We start from the raw sequence: 19,880 nt of genomic DNA on the forward strand, positions 1-19,880 counted from the left end.
CGAGTTAGTTCGAACCATTATATTTACCTCAGATATAACCTGGCAAAATTAATTATTTATTAGGCAATTTAATCTTGGAAATAATCGCTAGTCTATCCATATAATATTCCGCATTACCCCACAACCAACTCTGCTCTTTACTGATATCATCTTCAACTAAAATATTTTTTAATTCACAAGTCATAACATCATAGCCGTAAACATAAAACCCAAATTGTAACGCCTCATACATTCTGGCTTGCCAAAAAGAGGTGCCTTCTATTATTTGACTTATATTTGAAGCGACAACATCATAAGTTTTAATCAGATAGTGGAAAAAGATTTTAGCGGCCAAATCACTTAATGCCGCTTTATGTTGTGGCTTCCTCGTTCGCCACACAAGTATCTGCGAAACGGGACGACAGTTAAGCACCAGGTCACTTATTACAATCACTTTGTTGTAATAAACCACCTCTTTTGTTTCATCACTAAGTAATGCTAATTCAAAGTAAGGCTCATCTATATCATCCAAATCTAACCGGTTATCAACCCTGATCAACCGGTAACTTGGCGGAAAAATGAGTTCATCCACATCATGCACAATATTAGTACCAGAGGAATCAAGAGCATCATACAGAACACGATTGAACTCTAACTCGCTCAATTGGATGAAATCATTGGTAATCTTTTCTATGTTTCCCACATGTATTGGCATACTTTATGCCTCCTATAATAGACCACAGGTTCAATTACCTAACGGTAATAGTATAGATGCAATTATATACAATCAACCTTTAGTTTATTCTTGGTGGATATACCCATTGGAAGCGTGCTCCGGAGCAAGCTTCCAACTTGGGAAACACAGAAAATATTTATTAAATTATAGTGAGTTGAATCATTATCAAGGTTTATTAATAATATGATCTTCCCATTCCACAACATCAATTTCCCGTACAGCGATATGCCTAACTGAAATTCTTTCGCTATGCATTGCTGATTTGGAACCTTTAATCAGAGGATGCCACGGTAACAATGACTTCCCTTCTTCAAGCAAACGATATGCACAAGTCTTTGGCAACCATTCGAAAGTCGGCAAATTATAACGGGTTAACTTGATACAATCCGGCTCATATCTGAAACGTTCTTCATAATTTTTGCATTGACACGTTTTTATATTGAGCTGATTGCAAGCAACATTAGTAAAATAAATTTCATCGGTATCATCATCCATCAATTTATGTAAGCAACACTGCCCACAACCATCACATAATGACTCCCATTCTTCATCTGTCATCTGATCTAGGGTTTTTACCTGCCAGAAAGGCTGAGACATAACTTCTACTATTCCTTATACTATTCAAATCACCCTAGTAGTGAGTGAATTATCATTCAGAGTAACCTTTAACACATCACCGGTTTCCAATGCTCCAACACCTTCCGGTGTGCCAGTGAGAATCACATCTCCCGGCCGCAAAGTGAAAAAGTGCGACATATGGCTGATCAGAGGAACGATTGTTGTCAGCATATCACTGCTATTACCGTTCTGCCGTAGCTCATCATTGACTGTCAGTGAAAACTGGACATTCTGCGGATCACCAAAATGACTTATTCGAATAAACCCAGATATCGGGCAAGAGCCATCAAACGCCTTGCTTTTTTCCCACGGTTGACCCGCTTGCTTGAATTTAGATTGCAAATCACGCAAAGTGAGATCCAATGCAACAGCAAAACCGGCGATAGCGGCACTGACTCGCTCTTCACTTGCCTGTTTCAACGGCGTACCAATCAGCACAGCCAATTCAACTTCATGGTGAACGGCACCAAAATCTTTTGGAATTGCAATTGGCTGATGTATATCACACAGTGCAGTTTCCGGCTTAATAAAAACAACCGGCTCTTCCGCAGGCTGAGTTCCCATCTCTTTAATATGTTTAGCGTAATTACTACCAACGCAAACCACTTTATTGACAGGAAGATCCAGTAATGCCCCCTGCCAGTCTCTGTGTTGATACATATTCGTTCCTCACTCTGGTTTATTAGGCAACACATCCATAATTATAGCACTTATTGCCACATCTCATCGGCCACCACGCCAAGGCTAATCGCAAAATAAGGAGCACAGGAAACGGAAAGAAGCTACCGCTATTCAAAGGAAATTTTTCCTCTGAGATACAAACCTGATTGTTTTCCTTTAAAAGCACAACTCACTATGAATATTGTGGTGGTTAATAAAACCACAATGACGATTAATTTTGCTCATCAAGCTCTTGGATTCTTCTTATTTTTCCATCTGGCTCAGATGCACATTCATTAAGTTTTCGACCGGAGGCGGGATTTGCAGGTAAAAACCCTGCTCAATTAACGATATTTTGACCTTTTCTATATCGGCGCCTGCCAGCTTCTTTCTGTCTGCCAGAGAGATCGTCATTGTATATTGAGGCTGACCAAAACTTTTCAGTAACTCTTCGGGAACACGAGAGAAATTATCTCTTTTTTCAACATAAAGATATGTTTGTTCCCTTTTCGGACTTCTGTAGATGACACAAATCATTATAATAAACTCTTTTAAATTCAGGTCACAACTTGCTTGAATAATTCAGTAATTATAACATGTTTATTGTATTTCAAAATATCGTATCCCAGAGGTTGTTCTGGGGTGATCTCAAATTTGCTGAATCTGAGTCAGGATAGATGTCACAGTCGCCAATTGAGCTAAAAGGCAGTAATTTTACGCTTTCGGTTGTTCATTTACACAGTGACCAACCAGAAATCATTCTACAGGCCCTACAGGAAAAAGTGGAACAAGCACCGGATTTCCTGAAAAATGCGCCTGTTGTCATTAATATCTCCGCTCTGCCGGCAGACGCTGATCTGAAAGCACTGCATCACGCTATTGATTCAGCAGGATTCCGCATTGTCGGAATGAGCGGTTGTCGTGATGAGCAACAACGCAGAGCGGTAATAAAAGCCTCCCTACCACTACTAAGTGAAGGCAAAAAACAAAAAGCCTCGGCAAAGGAAAATAAACCGGCAGAACCCGAGATTAAAAAAACCCGCATAATTAATTTACCTGTTCGTTCAGGTCAAAGGATTTATGCCCAAGGCAGTGATCTTATTGTCACCAGTAATGTAAGCGCCGGCGCCGAATTGATTGCCGATGGCAATATTCACATCTACGGCATGATGCGTGGTCGGGCATTAGCCGGTGCATCCGGTGATCAGGCGTGTCTGGTTTTTTGCACCCATTTAAATGCTGAACTTGTTTCTATCGCAGGGCAATATTGGCTTGGCGATAAAATCCCGACTGAATTAGCAGGAAAAGCCGCAAAACTTAGCCTGGTAAATAATGAATTAACTATTGAACCTTTAATCTAGCCCTTTTAATAAGGAATCACTTCATGGCACGCATTATTGTTGTTACATCAGGTAAAGGTGGCGTTGGCAAAACCACTTCAAGCGCGGCCATTGCTACCGGCCTTGCTCAAAGAGGTAAAAAGACCGTTGTTATCGATTTTGATATCGGCCTGCGTAACCTCGATCTGATTATGGGATGTGAACGCCGCGTAGTTTATGACTTCGTGAACGTTATCCAAGGTGACGTCTCGCTTAATCAGGCATTAATTAAAGACAAACGTACTGAGAATCTTTATATCTTGCCTGCATCACAAACCCGCGATAAAGACGCTCTCACCCCTGAAGGCGTTGAGAAGGTTTTAACTGATCTGGATAAACAAGGTTTCGATTTCATCATCTGCGATTCCCCGGCAGGGATTGAAAGTGGTGCGTTAATAGCACTCTATTTTGCTGATGAAGCGATCATCACAACCAATCCTGAGGTCTCTTCCGTACGTGATTCGGACCGTATCTTGGGCATTCTGGCTTCTAAATCTCGGCGAGCTGAACGGGGTGAAGATCCCATTAAAGAACACCTGCTATTAACTCGCTATAACCCGGGCCGTGTAAGTCGTGGTGATATGCTAAGTATGGAAGACGTTCTGGAAATTTTATGCATTCCTTTAATCGGTGTTATTCCAGAAGATCAATCTGTACTGCGTTCATCTAACCAAGGGGAGCCAGTCATTCTGGATACAGAATCCGACGCAGGAAAAGCGTACGCAGATACTGTTGAACGTTTATTAGGAGAAGAACGTCCTTTCCGTTTCATTGAAGAAGAGAAAAAGGGCTTCTTAAAACGCCTATTTGGGGGATAAAACATGGCCTTGCTAGATTTCTTTCTGTCGAGAAAAAAGACGACAGCAAATATCGCTAAAGAGCGGTTGCAAATCATCGTGGCAGAGCGTCGCCGTGGTGATTCTGAACCTGCTTATCTGCCTGATATGAAACGAGATATCTTGGCGGTAATCTGTAAGTATATACAGGTAGATCCAGATATGCTCTCTGTGCAATTTGAACAAAAAGGTGATGATATTTCCGTGCTGGAACTTAATATAACATTACCCGAGACAGAAGAAGCTCAAAAATAACACAGATAGACAGGGCTGTTTTATTATTACCGCCATCAAAGTAACCAAGCTCATTATATGGCAATCTGAGATGGGGTACCCCTAACGGGAACCCCTTTCTCGCGCTTTAGCCTGACATCAAGCTAATGCTCTGATATATACCTTATGGATTTCAAGATGCATCGCGACGGCAAGGGAGCGAATCCCCGGGAGCATAGATAACTATGTTACCGGGGTGAGTGCAGCCAACAAAGAGGCGACTTAAAAGATAACGGGTATAGATTAATCAGGATAGTTCGACAAAATCTCGGCAACAGGTTCAGCCAACAACTCTCCCCGCCATCCACTAAGCAGTTCAGGTTTGCCATTTAATTGTTTTAATTTCCAATGAACACTGAGTAATTGATTAATCTGACGACGAGATGCCAATAATTCAGAATTAAATTTGTGCTGCTCACTTACCTGATGGATCAGCGCTTTGATATCCTTAAACGCTTTACGATAACCAGGTTGATCAATCAGGTTCGTCACTGGCGGCGGGCATTCGCTTTCAGGGATATTTCCACTTTCAGCGACCATAGCCAATAGACGACGACCATGACAACGGATCTCCTGCCCACTTAACCCTAACGCATCCAACTCTGCCAAAGAAGTTGGCATATAACGTGCTACCTGCCACAGGTTTTCTTCACGAATGACGAAGTTCACGGCTAAATCGCGTTCTCTGGCTTGAGTCAAACGCCATGCAGCCAGCTTTTTCAAACACGCAAGCTGTTGGGGACGTAATTGACAGATATTGCCTATCTGTTTATAAGCACATTCTGGTTCCAATATCTCTTTACGGCGTCGGCTGATAAGCTGACACTCACCCGTCGCAGCCTCCATATATCCGGCCTGTGCTGTTGCAGTCATCAGGATATCCGCTAAGGGCAACAGATAATAAACATCCGCTGCCGCATATTCGCACTGTTTTTCACTTAATGGGCGGGCCAGCCAATCAGTTCGGGATTCACTTTTATCCAGCTCGACATGAATATATTCAGCCACCAGCGCGGCAAAGCCACATGAAAGCGGGTGGCCAATAAAAGCCGCCAGAACCTGAGTATCAATCATCGGTTCCGGCAAGCATTGAAAAGCATTCAGAAAAACTTCCAAATCTTCACTACCAGCATGCAACAACTTCAATATTTGAGGATGAGTAATTAACTCGCGAAAAGGTTGCCAGTTGGTAATGTTAAGCGGATCAATCAGAGAAAGTTGTTCGCCATCATACAGTTGTATCAAACCTAATTGTGGGTAATACGTCCGTGTGCGTACAAATTCAGTATCCAATGCTACTTTTGAGTATTTTTTTGCCCTCTCGCAAACTTGTTGCAACTGAGCATCTGTGGTGATCAACTGATAATTCAAAACATAGTTCTCTTAGCCATTCATGGAATAAGCACGACAACGCCGGCTGATACCGGCGTTGTCGTGCTTATCAATATTATGAAGAGGATCTCAGGCTATAGCTACATTCCTGACCTTTTCCTCTTCATCACGCAGTTCCCTGCGAAGAATTTTACCTACATTAGATTTAGGCAATTCATCCCGGAACTCAATGATCTTCGGTACTTTATACCCTGTTAGATAACGACGGCAATGGGTTCTAAGCTCATCCTCGGTCAAACTAGGATCTATCCGAACCACAAACACTTTGACAGTTTCACCGGAACTTTCGCTTGATACACCTATTGCTGCTGACTCTAGCACTTTAGGGTGAGCTGATACAACATCTTCAACTTCATTAGGATACACATTGAAACCAGAAACCAAAATCATATCTTTCTTACGATCTACGATATGAATGGAACCTTGTTCATTAACATTCGCAATATCACCCGTTGCTACCCAACCATCTTTCAACACTTCTTCTGTTGCATCAGGGCGATTCCAATAACCAACCATCACCTGTGGACCACGTATCCACAATTCCCCCTGCTGGCCCATCTCTACTTCATTACCATCATCATCCACAAGTTTGATTTCCGTTGAAGAGACCGGGAAACCAATACTGCCAGTATAATGTTTCGAGTTATAAGGATTACAGGAAACCAAAGGTGAACATTCCGTCAGACCATAACCTTCAAGCAGATTGGTGCCTGTCACTTTTGCCCATTTCTCAGCAACCGCTTTCTGTACCGGCATACCACCACCAACAACCAGACGCAGCGTAGAAAAATCAAGCTTCTTAAATTCTTCATTATTCAACCAGGCGTTAAACAATGTATTTACCCCAGTGACAGAAGTGAACGGATAACGACCTAATTCTTTAGCTGTACCCGTGATATCACGCGGGTTAGTGATCAGAAGATTGCACCCACCCAAGTAAATAATTAACAAGCAATTCACCATTAACGCAAATATGTGATAGAGAGGCAACGCCGTAACAATCAGCTCTTGGCCTGCACGTAATAATGGAGAATAAACCGCTTTTGCCTGTTCAAGATTTGCCAATATATTACGGTGAGTCAACATAGCACCTTTAGCTACGCCGGTAGTGCCGCCGGTATATTGCAGAAAGGCCAAATCATTGCCGTTAATCTCCGGTTTTACATATTGCATGCGATACCCCTTCTGTATCGCACAACGGAATGAAATGGCATCAGGCAAATTATACTTCGGCACCAACCGCTTAATGTATTTCACCGCAAAATCAACCAATGTACCCTTAGGACGTGATAGTTGGTCCCCCATACGTGTCAAAATAACATGCTTAACTTTAGTGTTAAAAACGATCTTTTCCAATGTATGGGCAAAATTAGAGACAATCACAATAGCGGAAGCGCCGCTATCATTAAGCTGATGTTCAAGCTCACGTGGCGTATACAGCGGGTTTACATTTACAACAATCATACCTGCACGCAGAACACCAAACAGTGCAACGGGATATTGCAGCAGGTTTGGCATCATCAGCGCAACGCGATCTCCTTTACTTAATCCCAAACCATTTTGCAAATATGCTGCAAATGCCCGACTACGCTCTTCCAACTTACGGAAGGTCATAATCTCACCCATATTGATAAATGCAGGTTGATCTGCATAGTGCGCTACGGCATTTTCAAACATCTCAACCAATGATGCATAACGATCCGGGTCAATTTCCGCAGGAACATCTGCCGGATAGTGTTTTAGCCAGACTTTCTCCAAGGTAATACTCCTGAAATTTTAATTGCTATGTTATCACTCGCCTAATAAATAACGCACGCCTTGATTTAACAAATTATTAACTCAGCGTACCAGTTTAAAAAAGAAACATTGTTCAGGTTGAGATACACATCACTAATTTCATGTTAATCCTTATACATAAAAGCAAAGAGAATTGTGTCGTCTGTAAATTATTTTTAATTATCAGTATATTATTGCCACAGTTAATATTTAACTTAGTAGCTATTGGTTATACATTGACCTACTTATTTTTTGCTTAAGATAGCATTTTTGAAATAGCATTTATTGCTTTCGTCTATTCCAATACGCTATTAAAAATAAAATGGTAATAAAAAATGGTTATAAATAACATTACAATCAGAAGGGCAACCTATGAAGATAGTGCAATCATCCGCGATATAGAACGCCAAGCAGCTACTCTTTTCCCAGAAAAACTCTTACCAAAAGCACTCTGTAACCAAACTCTACCCATGTATGAAATTAAATCAGGTATTCAGAAACAGCAACTTTGGGTCGCTGAAAGTGATCAAAAACTTGTTGGATTTGCGCTAATCCGCCGCTTAAATCAATTGATGCTGCTAGCTGAGATTGATGTGTTGCCAAAATATAATAGTCAAGGTATTGCCAGCACCCTGCTTCGCTCAATCATTGAGCAATTAGAGCAGAGCAAGGAAACCGCGCTTTATCTCACAACTTTTCGTGATTTCATGCCAAGCCGTAAATTATATGACAAATTCGGTTTCGTCATACTGCAATCGAATGATATTCCTGATGAACTACAGAAAATTCTGGCAGAGGAGATGACTGCGGGTTTAGGTGCAAGAATTGCAATGAAATTAATGATTAGTCCAAAGATAGACAGGAAATAATAGATAAATTACCGCCACATATTATTGCGGCGGCCCAAACCGGAAATAAAGTTACAATGTCACAAAGTATATAACTCTATCTGGTCAAAATAGTCTCAACAGGTGCGGGGTCGGGGTAATACCAATTCCATCCCCAACCTGAATAATATGGATAGCCATAATAATTCCAAGGCCCCGGGCCATAAGGCATCAATACTCGCTGAACAACTTTCCAGCGTTGATAGCCCATCGCATTAATCACAACATAATCGTAATCCGCACAACCAATTTTTCCCTTTTGCAATCCCACTATCGGGCCTACGACAGTGACGTAATTTCCTTTAAAATCGTCAGGATCAAGGAAATCATTAACATAAACATAGATACGGCCAAGGGAAGGCTCATGTAGCTCCGGACTGGCATCCGATGCTAATGGCAATGACGATATTTCCAGACGAGTACGGTGATTTTCATTTACTACACCAAGTACCTTACCGCCGAATCGCCCTTCTTGACCGATAAACAGCTCAGGCGTTCTCTTAATAGAAAGCAGATCTTGAACAGGTGTCGGTGACGTTCCTTTTACTGAATCAGGAACAGTGATACAGCCTGTAAGCATTACAGCACCTAACAAGATTAGCGCTTTAACACTCGTCCGGTAGTTTATTACTCTTAACATAACCACCTCCTCCTGAAAATTGTCCCAATCATCATGTTTAAAATAGCTCTGTCTATTTGATACTTTCTTTTACTACAAGTTTCATCAATAGATACTTAACGGCCTGGTAATTTTTTCCAAGTAACTTCATTGCGCAAGTATACCGGTTCAGCATGTTCTACAGTCGTCACCTCACCGTTTTGCCACATCTGTATCGCTATAGGTAACATATCTTCAGCATGAGGTAATGTGATACTACTATCAGTTAGCGTTAAATGACTTGCCATCAACTGAGGATAAGCCTGCCAGCCAGTACCAGCAACCATCCAATCGCCACTCAATGAAGCCATGAATGCCTGTACCTGTTCCGGTTTCAACACAGCTTCTGTTTCACTTCCTTGCCATTTACCTTGCTGATCACGGATATATTGCCCCCAGTAAATCTCGCCCATCCGGGCATCAATGGCGGTTAATACCTGAGTTGCACCTAGCAGACGAAAAACACCTTGCGCCATTGCATTGAGTGTTGACACGCCAATCACCGGCAGTTCAGCCCCCAAAGCCAAGCCCTGAGCAATACCAACACCAATACGTACACCGGTAAAACTACCCGGCCCACGGCCAAAAGCTAAAGCGTCAATCTGTTGTAAACTCATCCCTGCTTCTGCCAGAACAGATTGAACCATAGGTAAAATACGTTGCGTGTGTTCACGTGGAGAAATTTCAAACTGTGCCAAAACGGCACCATCATTCCAAAGAGCAACAGAACAAGCTTCCGTTGCAGTATCAATAGCCAGAATTCGTACAGGCATGCCTTAAGCACCTCGGCAAGAAATATAATCCAAAATAAGGCGCTATTTTATCATAGCCTAGTCGATTTTACCCAGTTGGCAGCCATATGAAGGCCATTACCCTTTGCCATATGTACACAGGGGATAGCTGTGTTTTTATGAATTATCAGATAGAAAAGAGATAAGTTTACCTGTGCTCCATCGCTTCTCAACGTGATCTGCTGCTATAATTATGGAGCAATCCTTAATTATGTCATGCAATAGCCTGAATTCCGTTCTTCTTAACTATCGTAAGCAACCTCAAGGCTGGGCCTCCGGGTTTTTTTGCTCCACGCTCCCAGTCTGATATAAGATTTTTGCTCACATTCAAATATCGGGCAAAAACAGGCTGTGACAAATGCTCCCGCTCACGAAGAGAACGTATTTCCTCTGGAGATAGTGATTCTATGGGAGTCAAACAGGCAGCATCAAACTCACGCATAGTTTGCTTACTGACAGCCCCTATTTCGCTTAATGCCTCCATCGTTTCGTGAATTGCAGCAAACGCATCACTACGATACTTTTTAACCATATTTAATCACCTCCGAAAAATGACCTTTTTCAATTAGTCTAGCTAATTGTTCATCTGATAACCCTAAAACGTGGGACGCCATCTTCTTAAACTGCATCTCTTCATCATATTCAATATTAGATCTATCACTTTTAGCAAACCCGTAAACAAAAAAGCATGCTCTGCGGTCTGGTACAAAATCACTGTGCGAAACCCACCAGACTTTCCTTGCCCTTTACGTGCCACCCGCTGCTTAATTACACCACCGCCCAAATCAGCATCAATCTGACCTCTATTGGCTCTTTCAATAGCATCAAGTAAAACCTCATCTGGAATACGCTGTTTTCTGGCAAAACGCTCGAACCATGCATTTTTAAATACTTTCAAAAAGTAGTTCCACTATTAAATCAATTAAAGTATAACACAAAGCATGACACAAAATGGCGATTAAAACAACAACAGGGATTAATCTAACTATCAATAATACCCTATAAAAATATTTACTTTACATAGTGTTGCGTACAGTTATACCTCTGATGTCGATACTCTTATCTGCACTATTAGCTCTTCCTCCTTTAGTTTAATTTGTTTCTGTTGCTATATAGATTCATAATTGTTCGCTCAATTAGCAGATAATATTTTCTACACTTAACTTAATCTTTAATGTTAGGAGATTGCCGAGCTTGCAGGAAAGCGACCGCTTTCGTTAAATCTCGGGTTCGTGGTGAAGGTGGCAAACTATTCAAAAACACTTCACCATATGGACGCATCACTAAACGATTATCACAAATGACAACAACGCCATAATCATCAATATCACGAATAAGCCGCCCGACACCTTGTTTTAAACTAATAACCGCATCCGGCAACTGAACTTCATTAAATGCATCACCACCTCTCAGTCGGCAATCTTCAATACGGGATTTTAACAGTGGATCATCCGGCGCCGTAAAGGGCAATTTATCGATAATGACACAGGAAAGCGCCTCGCCGCGCACATCGACACCTTCCCAAAAACTGCTGGTTGCCACCAATAAAGCGTTGCCGGCAGCAATAAATTGCGAAAGTAGCTGACCTTTACTGGTTTCACCCTGAACCAAAACCGGCAATGTCATGTTGGCACGGAACGCTTCTGCCAGATTGCGCATCATTTGGTGTGAAGTACATAAAAAGAAACATCGACCTTTATTGGCTTCAATGAGTGGTTTGAGCATCTCTGCCAACCATTTTGCACTACCAGGCTGATTTGGTGATGGTAGATGACGGGGAACACAAAGTAGCGTCTGACTTTGATAATCAAATGGACTTGGCAGTAATAAGGTTTTCGCCTCTTTTAAACCTAGCCGTTCAGTGAAATGGGAAAGTTGCTCGTTAACAGAGAGTGTCGCTGAGGTGAACACCCAACAACCTGATTGCTCATTAATTATCTCACTAAATTTATCAGCAACAGACAGCGGTGTGAGTGCTAAAAGAAAATGGCGACCATAACTTTCAAACCAATAGCTATAACCGGGGATAGTCACCTCTTTCAAGCGCTTAAGACGATTACGATAAATTGTTGCCCTTTCAAATGCCGCGTCCAACATAACTGAACGCCCTAAAGATAATTTCATCACGTCATAACAAAGCTCAAGTGCATCATCAAGCAATACCAATGCCCGCTGCACTTGCGGATTCTGCAATAACTCCCGCAAATTACCCCGATAACCGTTCTCTCCCAACGCTAGCCGGAAATCTTGTGTACTCTGACTCAGACGATCTGCGCTCTTTTGTAATTGAACTTGATCCCGGACTTCCGTGCGATATGCCATAGTGATGTCTCTGGAGAGATCCATCAGTTGGCGGCTACTTAATTGCTGACCAAAATATTGACTGGCAATATCAGGGATTTGATGTGCCTCATCAAATATTTTGACTTCTGCTTGCGGGATCAACTCACCAAATCCCGTTTCTTTCACTACCATATCCGCCATAAACAGATGATGGTTAACAACAATAACATCCGCCTCCATTGCCCGACGGCGAGCTTTGAGAACAAAGCATTCCTGATAACGCGGACAATCACTACCCAGGCAGTTATCGTTCGTACTAGTGACCAACGGCCAAACCTGGCTATCTTCCGCCACTTGGTGACAAGTACTGATATCACCCTCTTCAGTTTGTGAAGACCAACCTCTTAGTCGAACAATATCTGACAAAATTTCTGCTTCCAATTGTCCGCCCCCAAAAGAGTGCTGTTCCAACCGTTCCAAGCACAGATAATTTGCACGGCCTTTCAACAACGCCAATTTACCGGTGAAATTAATTGCTTCAGCGACTGTCGGTAAATCACGATTATAGAGCTGATCCTGTAATGCCTTAGAACCTGTGGAAATAATAACTTTCTGCCCAGAACGCAACGCGGGTGCTAAATAGGCAAATGTCTTACCTGTTCCCGTACCTGCTTCTACGACCAATTGTTGATGGTTTTTAATCGCACACTCAATAGCCATTGCCATTTCTCTTTGAGCATCACGGGGTTTAAAACCTGTTATTGCTTTAGCAAGGGCGCCATTTTTCGCAAAATCGTCTGACACAAACCGTCTCTTTCAATAGAATGGATGGAGATTATGCCAATAGTATGTTCTGATCACCACCCAAAATCAGGCAGATAGTCATTCACAGGAAGGAGTATCCATGACAATTGAACGTATTGATCCTCAAGATCGCTGGTCCGAAGCGGTAGTTTACAATAAAACTATTTACTACACCGCCGTACCGGAAAATCTGGATGGTGATATTACTGAGCAAACAGCGAATACACTGGCCGCTATTGATATTATGTTACAGCGTCTCGGTTCTGATAAAAGCAAAATTATCGACGCCACTATTTTTCTGGCTGATGGAAAAGAGTTTGCTGGCATGAATGCCGCCTGGGATGCATGGGTTGTTGCAGGAAATGCGCCAGTACGCTGCACCGTTGAAGCTAAACTAATGAACCCCAAATATAAAGTCGAGATAAAAGTTATCGCAGGTATTTAATATTAATTTTGGGATATTCTCTATCGCCTACATTTATATTTTAATTATATGGAGGTTATTCAGAATATCCCAATATACCCTCAAGGCAGATCGGATAATGAAGCATCTCAAGCAATGTTAATAGTCGGAAATAAAAATCTAAGTCAATTACAGACCTGTTTAGAAACCGCACATAACTTTAATATCTCAGAGAAAAAAGCAAAAGAAATCTTTAATAGACAAATATCAATAATCCAAGATAATTGGAAGAATATCTGTGAAGAAGCTGAGTTAAGTGAAATAGATAAAAAGTTGTTCTGGCATAGACAATTTTTAAATCCATTATCCATAATTTTTTGAGAACTTTAGAACCTGTACATAAATTTATTGTAAACCCATCTTATGGGCCAAAATACCTATTCTATTTCAGCAATGGCCCTTAATAATTCATTTTAGAAATATATGTTATATTTGAGCCGCTGATAATACTCTGATGATCAATGTAAATAAAATAGTTTCCAATATTGCTTATTACAAACAGCGTTAATTTCATCTGATAGAGTTAACTCACCAAATGGATTTTCCATTATTTACCTTTACAATGTTGAATTATACTTATACGTCGTCCATACTTTCTAATAAGCACATCAGTGTTTGGCCACTGTTTAGTGAATATAAATATGGCCTAATCTTCAATAACTTTTATCACTTGGTATGGAGCATTCTATGGATGTTTGTTCAGGTTGTAATGATTCCCTTCATGATTCCGTTGTTGCGGAAGTAGAAGGCAAGATCTATAAAAGTTGCCCATGTTGTTCCACCGCAATGGGTCAACATGTTTTTTATCACTATGAAGACTTTGGTATGAGGGATATGGGTGATGGCCGCTATATTGTTCAGTCTTGGTGTCCTGGTTGTCGTGTGAAAGATGGTAATAAACCAGATATATGTTTTACCTGCTAAAAGTCGTTTTATTCATGTCTGCTGGTTATTATGCAATAACAGTTGCATGCCAGCAGATAATATAAGAAATAAACAATAAAATTCGTTACTTAAAAACCTGAACGCTAATAATGTCTTTTTATCCTGATCTTAAGCATTAAAGCGGGAGGAGTTATACAGTATTTAATCAAAATACCTGAGCAGAGAAAAAAATAGTTATAAACTGCATCAAGGACAATAAAATTAAAACAATCTCTATGAATCATACTCCCCCCAGATTGGGTTATTCCACAGCTTAAGCCATCTTGATCATCACCACGCCCAACAGCAACAAGGCAATACCACCCCAACCTTTACAATTCAAACGCTGATTAAACATAATCCAGCCAGCAGCAACCGTCGCGATAATACCGAAAGCGCCCCATAAGGCATAGGCAATGGACAGCTCAATTCCCTTCACTGCCTGAGCAAGCGCACTGAATGCCCCAAGGACGGCAATAAGCGAGAGAATCCCCATCCAAGGACGCCTAAAACCATTAGAAAGTTTCAGTAAAATATTCGCTAAAATATCCAACGCGACAGCAAGGAATAAGAACGCCGCATGCCACCATTCAAATTGTTGCAACATGTTACGCCTCCTTTATTTTACTGTTTTTAGTTGTTGCGACACTGACAGCCTTATTTGCCATCTGTTTCACTACCTCTGCCGATTTTTTAACTGCCGCTTTTCTAGTACCGGATTTAATCAACATAATTCCTGTTATCAGCAGAGCCAAACCACCTACTTTCATCAATGACAGTGATTCATCAAACCACATGACACTAAAAACAGTAATAAATAGGATGCCAACCCCTTCCCACAAAGCGTACGCAACGCCCAATGCAACTTTTTTCACCGCCATTGCCAGCAAAATATAGGATGTGGCGATCATAATGTACATAACGGCGATGCCAACTACACCACCGGAAACGCTGGCATGTTTCATCGATAAGGTACCGATAACTTCGGTGACAATTGCCATTGCAAGGAATAACCAATAAATCATTTTCTTTCTCCTGACCACGTAAATACGCACATCAAGACGCAAGCTAATAATCGATCTAACCCACCTATATATGAGATGAGAAATAATAACCTGACGTTTTGACGAAATAGAAACACCGGTTGAGAACCGGTTAACAGGAGTCAGACGCTATAATGCGCCACACCAGTAATGCTCACTGGATAAAATGGCAGAAAGGAAAAGCACGTGGGTGGAACTTTGAAACTTGACGCTTTTGGCGCTGTTCATGATATCTCATTCCTTCATCGCACTGATATTCCGCGCGATATACTAAGAATCCTCATAAATAGTGTTAATGTTCCTATTACTTCTACCATACGAAATAATAGAAAGCAACCATTCAATTTTGCTTATTTTTCATCTGATAAACAGAGTTGAATCAAAAAACAGAATTGATATCAATATAAGCTAATACCTTGTTGGTAACAACCCAAGCCGCTTACAGAGCGGCTTGAGCCTCAACAGAAAGGTTTGTCAATTACTCAAATTCATTCCATGAACGGCCATCTCGGGTGATCATCGCAACAGAAGCGACCGGCCCCCACGTCCCCGCCTGATAAGGCTTAGGCGCATCATTATCCGCTGCCCATGCATTCATAATAGAATCAACCCATTTCCAAGCCTCTTCCACCTCATCACGACGCACGAATAGCGCCTGAATACCTCGCATAGCTTCCAGCAGTAATCTCTCATAAGCATCTGCTAATGGAATATGGTTAAACGTTTCAGAGAAACTCAGATCCAACTTAGTCGTTTGCAGACGATGCTTGTGTTCCAGCCCCGGGGCTTTATTCAAAACTTCAATATCAATACCTTCATCCGGTTGCAGACGAATCGTCAGTTTATTCTGCGGTAGTTGTTGATAAGATTCAGAGAACAAATTCAGCGCCGGTTTTTTGAAATAAACCACCACCTCGGAACATTTCGTTGGCAGGCGTTTACCCGTTCTCAGATAGAAAGGCACCCCGGCCCAACGCCAATCATCAATATCGACACGGATAGAGACAAAAGTTTCCGTCCGGCTGGATTGGTTCGCCCCTTCTTCTTCCAGATACCCCGGTACTTTATGTCCCTGAACAAAACCGGCAGTGTATTGACCACGTACTGTTTTCTCCCGCACATTCGTGTGATCAATACGGCGCAGAGAACGCAATACTTTTACTTTTTCATCACGGATACGGTCGGTCGTCAGATCTGCCGGAGGAGACATGGCAATCATGGTCAGTATTTGCAACAGGTGATTCTGAATCATATCGCGCATTTGCCCGGCTTGGTCAAAATAACCCCAACGACCTTCAATACCGACCTCTTCAGCTACCGTAATTTGTACATGATCAATTGTCCGGTGATCCCAGTTATTCACAAACAGAGAATTAGCAAACCGCAGTGCTAATAGATTCAATACGGTCTCTTTACCCAGATAATGATCGATACGATAAACCTGACGCTCATTGAAATATTTTGCCACTTCATCATTAATAGTTCTGGATGATTCAAGATCGGTGCCTAAAGGTTTTTCCATCACAACCCGGTTTGGCTCCTTATTTAACCCGGCAAGGCCCAACCCATGACAAACCGAACCAAAAGTGCTTGGCGGCATCGCAAAATAGTGGATTGCAGGCTGATGTTCCTGCTTAAGAATTGCCTTCAATTTGGCAAAATCTTCCTTTTGATTAACATCCAGATTGCAAAACGCCAAACGCTCACTCAATGTCTTCCATAGCTTTGGATCTAATTTTTCCGGCAAGAACGTATTTAAAGCTTCTTCAACAACCTTGGTATAAGCTTTTTTATCCCAATCAGCCCGGCCAACACCGATAATCCGGGTTTCTGGGTGGATATAACCCGCTTTCTCAAGCTGATAAAGGGAAGGCAACAATTTCCGGCGTGCCAAATCCCCTTTAGCGCCAAAAATGACTAAATCACAAGCCTGAGCTGTAGAAGCAACCGCCATATGTCTCTCCTCGTTGCGGGATATTGTAATTTTGTTACAGCATTAACCGATAATGTACTCTTTTGGCTATGGCGCGTAAACAGTGATAACGAATAACCATGACCTTTTGTTGGCAATATGTTTTATTACTGATAAGGATGTGATAAATTTATGTAAATTTACAACGTTTATGAAAGATAATTACCAATATGAAAGTTAGACACTTGTCATACTTTTATGAAAAACATTAAATTATTGTGACTTCCTACTGCCAGCTTCAATTTGCTAATAGTATATTTTCATGAAAATTTATATAGATTTCTTCTCTGAATGAAATCGTCAAAACCACAGGTAACTGCGTTTTATGAATACACTGGAACGGGTACAAAACAGTATCGAATTTTTGAGTAAGTCAGAAAAAAAAGTGGCGCAGACAATCCTGGCTTCACCGCAAACTGCGATTCATGCCAGTATCGCAACGCTGGCAAAAATGGCGGAAGTTAGTGAACCTACGGTTAACCGTTTTTGCCGCCGCCTGGATACTAAAGGTTTTCCCGATTTCAAACTCCATCTAGCCCAAAGTCTTGCCAATGGTACGCCTTATGTAAATCGCAACGTTGAAGAGAGCGATACAGTTAGTGCCTACACCAATAAGATATTTGAATCGGTAATGGCGACTCTGGATACCGTCAAAAACAATTTGGATATCACAGCCATTAACCGAGCTGTTGATTTACTGACTCAAGCCCGGAAAATCTCATTTTTTGGCTTAGGGGCTTCTGCTGCCGTCGCCCATGACGCAATGAATAAATTTTTCCGGTTCAACATCCCCGTTATCTATTTTGATGACATTGTGATGCAACGGATGAGCTGTATTAACAGTGCCGAAGGTGATGTCGTCGTACTCATTTCCCATACCGGCAGGACTAAAAGTTTGGTTGAAGCAGCACAACTTGCGCGAGAAAATGATGCGACAGTTATCGCAATTACCTCCCAAGATTCTCCCCTCGCCCACGAAGCAACACTCGCTATTCTTCTGGACGTCCCGGAAGATACAGATATTTATATGCCAATGGTCTCAAGAATCGCTCAATTAACTGTTATTGATGTTTTAGCTACGGGTTTTACCCTGCGCCGTGGTTCAAAATTCAGAGATAACCTGAAAAGAGTCAAAGAAGCGCTACGAAATTCACGCTTTGATAAAATTGACTTTCCCTCAACCTGAAAATAGTCCTCTCACTATTAGGCTGACTCGCAACTATTGCGTAGTCAGCGATCGTTTATGACCCATTGAGCACCAGTAAATAATTTGCACTAGCCGAGATAAACAAGAAACTACAGAATTATGGCGAGAAAATCCTATATTATTTAGTTAATTCAATAAAATAATGACAATTTAAAGTGTAAAAATTAAATCAGAAAGTATTATTATAAAAAAATCACCGAAATAAATAGAGAAATAGAAATCAGAAATAAAAAATAGCTTTCAAGTATTGAATATAAATTATTTAGATATTTACCTGCTCAACCGTTTCGTATTTTTTATTTCCACCCATTATACAAAAACTATTATACCTCTAAGTTATAAGAATGCTTCATTATGTTTTTTCCGAGCTAAAATATTATTGACATATATTGCTTAAAATTAATTTTTTAATAATTCAATATGTTGTTTATAAAAGCATATTATTTATATCTGAGGAAAATATATGAATCTCAAGAATGATTTTAAAGCTTTTTCTATTGGTAATAATGCTAATATAGTCAGTCAAGAAGCCTATGAAGAAAGCCGAAGTTTGAAAACTGGGTTCCCCCCAAGTGAGATTACTATTCATTTGCTAAACAAAGTATTACGTCAATCATCAACCATATCCTCTGTCGTCGCTAATTTTATCGCGACCCAATCTGGCAATGATATTCTGGATGATGGTGATATAGCTAAACTCATTACTCAATTAAATAGAGCGTTAGAACAAAAAATTACAACAACAGTGCCAAGTGCCTCATTAACACAACAAGGCGTTATTCAACTCACAGACAATACAGGCAACAGTAATACCCTTGCTGCAACGCAGAAACTTGTTTCCGATGTCAATCACAATGCGAATAACCGGCTGGCAAAAGACCAAAACGGCGCAGACATTCCTGATAAGGATGCTTTTGTGAGAAACCTCAGTTTGTTTGAAAAATTGATCCCGGTAGGGGTGCCACTCCCCTGGCCGACGACCACCCCACCAGAAGGATGGACGCAATGTAACGGCGCTTCCTTTGATAAAACAAAATATCCGAAATTAGCGCAAGCCTACCCTAATGGAGTACAGGGCGGGATTCCACTTTGTATTTAATTTAATCAAAGATAAGTTGACTACGGAATTCCCCTGACCAAATGGCTCTTCGACGTTTAGCCGCCTGACTGTCTTTTATACTGGTATTCTGTTTAATCAC

Annotated in this window: 20 protein-coding genes and 2 pseudogenes; 8 read left to right on the forward strand and 14 right to left on the reverse strand. The window is 41.2% G+C overall.

All coding sequences use genetic code 11. The annotated features are described in order from the left end of the window. Positions 1-52 precede the first annotated feature (52 nt). The 4 genes from EAE90_RS12070 to EAE90_RS12085 form a co-directional block, all read right to left on the reverse strand. The gene (locus EAE90_RS12070) at positions 53-694 is read right to left on the reverse strand and encodes a hypothetical protein (RefSeq protein WP_214053714.1); all 642 of its coding nucleotides are present in this window, start codon (positions 692-694) and stop codon (positions 53-55) included. 186 nt (positions 695-880) lie between these two features. Next, entirely contained in the window at positions 881-1,312 is a 432-nt protein-coding gene (locus EAE90_RS12075) for a YcgN family cysteine cluster protein (RefSeq protein ID WP_036775592.1), read from the reverse strand. Between the two features lie 24 nt (positions 1,313-1,336). Beyond that, positions 1,337-1,993, reverse strand: coding sequence for a fumarylacetoacetate hydrolase family protein (locus EAE90_RS12080; protein WP_214053715.1), 657 nt, complete (start codon positions 1,991-1,993; stop codon positions 1,337-1,339). Positions 1,994-2,257: 264 nt separating this feature from the next. Continuing rightward, the gene (locus EAE90_RS12085; RefSeq protein WP_214053716.1) at positions 2,258-2,530 is read right to left on the reverse strand and encodes a YcgL domain-containing protein; all 273 of its coding nucleotides are present in this window, start codon (positions 2,528-2,530) and stop codon (positions 2,258-2,260) included. 140 nt (positions 2,531-2,670) lie between these two features. Between EAE90_RS12085 and minC the strand changes: the two genes are divergently transcribed. From minC to minE, 3 genes are read left to right on the forward strand one after another with little or no spacing between them, the layout of a single operon-like run. Then, positions 2,671-3,354 (forward strand): septum site-determining protein MinC, encoded by a 684-nt coding sequence (minC, locus tag EAE90_RS12090; protein WP_214053717.1) that lies wholly within the window; start codon positions 2,671-2,673, stop codon positions 3,352-3,354. A 23-nt stretch (positions 3,355-3,377) separates the two neighbouring features. Next, entirely contained in the window at positions 3,378-4,190 is an 813-nt protein-coding gene (minD, locus tag EAE90_RS12095; protein ID WP_036775582.1) for a septum site-determining protein MinD, read from the forward strand. Between the two features lie 3 nt (positions 4,191-4,193). Continuing rightward, a complete protein-coding gene (gene minE / locus EAE90_RS12100) occupies positions 4,194-4,463 on the forward strand; it encodes a cell division topological specificity factor MinE (RefSeq protein ID WP_036775580.1) in 270 nt (89 codons plus the stop codon). Between the two features lie 261 nt (positions 4,464-4,724). Here minE and rnd read toward each other — a convergent pair whose 3' ends face one another. Continuing rightward, entirely contained in the window at positions 4,725-5,852 is a 1,128-nt protein-coding gene (rnd, locus tag EAE90_RS12105; RefSeq protein WP_214053718.1) for a ribonuclease D, read from the reverse strand. 90 nt (positions 5,853-5,942) lie between these two features. Next, the gene (gene fadD, locus EAE90_RS12110; RefSeq protein WP_214053719.1) at positions 5,943-7,631 is read right to left on the reverse strand and encodes a long-chain-fatty-acid--CoA ligase FadD; all 1,689 of its coding nucleotides are present in this window, start codon (positions 7,629-7,631) and stop codon (positions 5,943-5,945) included. Positions 7,632-7,984: 353 nt separating this feature from the next. Between fadD and EAE90_RS12115 the strand changes: the two genes are divergently transcribed. After that, a complete protein-coding gene (locus tag EAE90_RS12115) occupies positions 7,985-8,518 on the forward strand; it encodes a GNAT family N-acetyltransferase (protein WP_214053720.1) in 534 nt (177 codons plus the stop codon). Between the two features lie 76 nt (positions 8,519-8,594). On the opposite strand, the gene EAE90_RS12120 is transcribed toward EAE90_RS12115, so the two are convergent. The 5 genes and pseudogenes from EAE90_RS12120 to yoaA form a co-directional block, all read right to left on the reverse strand. After that, the gene (locus EAE90_RS12120) at positions 8,595-9,176 is read right to left on the reverse strand and encodes a Slp family lipoprotein (RefSeq protein WP_214053721.1); all 582 of its coding nucleotides are present in this window, start codon (positions 9,174-9,176) and stop codon (positions 8,595-8,597) included. A 95-nt stretch (positions 9,177-9,271) separates the two neighbouring features. Continuing rightward, positions 9,272-9,967, reverse strand: a complete 696-nt coding sequence (tsaB, locus tag EAE90_RS12125; protein ID WP_214053722.1) for a tRNA (adenosine(37)-N6)-threonylcarbamoyltransferase complex dimerization subunit type 1 TsaB — start codon at positions 9,965-9,967, stop codon at positions 9,272-9,274. Between the two features lie 232 nt (positions 9,968-10,199). Beyond that, the gene (locus tag EAE90_RS12130; protein WP_011146385.1) at positions 10,200-10,517 is read right to left on the reverse strand and encodes a helix-turn-helix domain-containing protein; all 318 of its coding nucleotides are present in this window, start codon (positions 10,515-10,517) and stop codon (positions 10,200-10,202) included. Beyond that, positions 10,510-10,883, reverse strand: a pseudogene (locus EAE90_RS12135) (type II toxin-antitoxin system RelE/ParE family toxin). The gene EAE90_RS12130 and the pseudogene EAE90_RS12135 overlap by 8 nt, the downstream one beginning before the upstream one ends. A gap of 266 nt (positions 10,884-11,149) precedes the next feature. Beyond that, complete coding sequence (yoaA, locus tag EAE90_RS12140) at positions 11,150-13,072, reverse strand: DNA repair helicase YoaA (protein ID WP_214053723.1); 1,923 nt, start codon at positions 13,070-13,072, stop codon at positions 11,150-11,152. A gap of 100 nt (positions 13,073-13,172) precedes the next feature. On the opposite strand from yoaA, the gene EAE90_RS12145 reads away from it, so the two are divergent. Continuing rightward, complete coding sequence (locus EAE90_RS12145; protein WP_214053724.1) at positions 13,173-13,517, forward strand: RidA family protein; 345 nt, start codon at positions 13,173-13,175, stop codon at positions 13,515-13,517. Positions 13,518-14,222: 705 nt separating this feature from the next. Further along, a complete protein-coding gene (locus EAE90_RS12150) occupies positions 14,223-14,459 on the forward strand; it encodes a hypothetical protein (protein WP_214053725.1) in 237 nt (78 codons plus the stop codon). A 274-nt stretch (positions 14,460-14,733) separates the two neighbouring features. Here the strand turns inward: EAE90_RS12150 and mdtI are convergent, their stop codons facing one another. The 3 genes from mdtI to zwf all read right to left on the reverse strand — a co-directional run bounded on the left by mdtI (position 14,734) and on the right by zwf (position 17,456). Beyond that, positions 14,734-15,066 (reverse strand): multidrug/spermidine efflux SMR transporter subunit MdtI, encoded by a 333-nt coding sequence (gene mdtI / locus EAE90_RS12155; RefSeq protein ID WP_281422335.1) that lies wholly within the window; start codon positions 15,064-15,066, stop codon positions 14,734-14,736. A gap of 1 nt (position 15,067) precedes the next feature. Beyond that, complete coding sequence (gene mdtJ, locus EAE90_RS12160) at positions 15,068-15,484, reverse strand: multidrug/spermidine efflux SMR transporter subunit MdtJ (RefSeq protein WP_214053726.1); 417 nt, start codon at positions 15,482-15,484, stop codon at positions 15,068-15,070. Between the two features lie 496 nt (positions 15,485-15,980). Beyond that, positions 15,981-17,456, reverse strand: a complete 1,476-nt coding sequence (gene zwf, locus EAE90_RS12165; RefSeq protein ID WP_214053727.1) for a glucose-6-phosphate dehydrogenase — start codon at positions 17,454-17,456, stop codon at positions 15,981-15,983. 343 nt (positions 17,457-17,799) lie between these two features. On the opposite strand from zwf, the gene EAE90_RS12170 reads away from it, so the two are divergent. Both EAE90_RS12170 and EAE90_RS12175 read left to right on the forward strand, forming a co-directional pair. Beyond that, a complete protein-coding gene (locus EAE90_RS12170) occupies positions 17,800-18,660 on the forward strand; it encodes a MurR/RpiR family transcriptional regulator (RefSeq protein ID WP_214053728.1) in 861 nt (286 codons plus the stop codon). 484 nt (positions 18,661-19,144) lie between these two features. Further along, positions 19,145-19,750 (forward strand): annotated as a pseudogene (locus EAE90_RS12175) (tail fiber protein); the annotation flags it as partial. Positions 19,751-19,880: the final 130 nt, after the last annotated feature.

This window comes from Photorhabdus caribbeanensis, from assembly GCF_018448885.1.
Taxonomy (GTDB): Bacteria; Pseudomonadota; Gammaproteobacteria; order Enterobacterales; family Enterobacteriaceae; genus Photorhabdus; species Photorhabdus caribbeanensis.

What these genes read in the sequence shown, in the direction of transcription:
- EAE90_RS12170 (WP_214053728.1), top strand. Translation starts at nt 17,800, where the DNA reads ATGAATACACTGGAACGGGTACAAAACAGTATCGAATTTTTGAGTAAG.
- zwf (WP_214053727.1), bottom strand. Translation starts at nt 17,456, where the DNA reads ATGGCGGTTGCTTCTACAGCTCAGGCTTGTGATTTAGTCATTTTTGGC.
- EAE90_RS12075 (WP_036775592.1), bottom strand. Translation starts at nt 1,312, where the DNA reads ATGTCTCAGCCTTTCTGGCAGGTAAAAACCCTAGATCAGATGACAGAT.
- EAE90_RS12130 (WP_011146385.1), bottom strand. Translation starts at nt 10,517, where the DNA reads ATGGTTAAAAAGTATCGTAGTGATGCGTTTGCTGCAATTCACGAAACG.
- EAE90_RS12115 (WP_214053720.1), top strand. Translation starts at nt 7,985, where the DNA reads ATGGTTATAAATAACATTACAATCAGAAGGGCAACCTATGAAGATAGT.
- tsaB (WP_214053722.1), bottom strand. Translation starts at nt 9,967, where the DNA reads ATGCCTGTACGAATTCTGGCTATTGATACTGCAACGGAAGCTTGTTCT.
- mdtI (WP_281422335.1), bottom strand. Translation starts at nt 15,066, where the DNA reads ATGTTGCAACAATTTGAATGGTGGCATGCGGCGTTCTTATTCCTTGCT.
- EAE90_RS12150 (WP_214053725.1), top strand. Translation starts at nt 14,223, where the DNA reads ATGGATGTTTGTTCAGGTTGTAATGATTCCCTTCATGATTCCGTTGTT.
- EAE90_RS12085 (WP_214053716.1), bottom strand. Translation starts at nt 2,530, where the DNA reads ATGATTTGTGTCATCTACAGAAGTCCGAAAAGGGAACAAACATATCTT.
- EAE90_RS12080 (WP_214053715.1), bottom strand. Translation starts at nt 1,993, where the DNA reads ATGTATCAACACAGAGACTGGCAGGGGGCATTACTGGATCTTCCTGTC.
- EAE90_RS12145 (WP_214053724.1), top strand. Translation starts at nt 13,173, where the DNA reads ATGACAATTGAACGTATTGATCCTCAAGATCGCTGGTCCGAAGCGGTA.
- minE (WP_036775580.1), top strand. Translation starts at nt 4,194, where the DNA reads ATGGCCTTGCTAGATTTCTTTCTGTCGAGAAAAAAGACGACAGCAAAT.
- EAE90_RS12070 (WP_214053714.1), bottom strand. Translation starts at nt 694, where the DNA reads ATGCCAATACATGTGGGAAACATAGAAAAGATTACCAATGATTTCATC.
- minD (WP_036775582.1), top strand. Translation starts at nt 3,378, where the DNA reads ATGGCACGCATTATTGTTGTTACATCAGGTAAAGGTGGCGTTGGCAAA.
- minC (WP_214053717.1), top strand. Translation starts at nt 2,671, where the DNA reads ATGTCACAGTCGCCAATTGAGCTAAAAGGCAGTAATTTTACGCTTTCG.
- mdtJ (WP_214053726.1), bottom strand. Translation starts at nt 15,484, where the DNA reads ATGATTTATTGGTTATTCCTTGCAATGGCAATTGTCACCGAAGTTATC.
- EAE90_RS12120 (WP_214053721.1), bottom strand. Translation starts at nt 9,176, where the DNA reads ATGTTAAGAGTAATAAACTACCGGACGAGTGTTAAAGCGCTAATCTTG.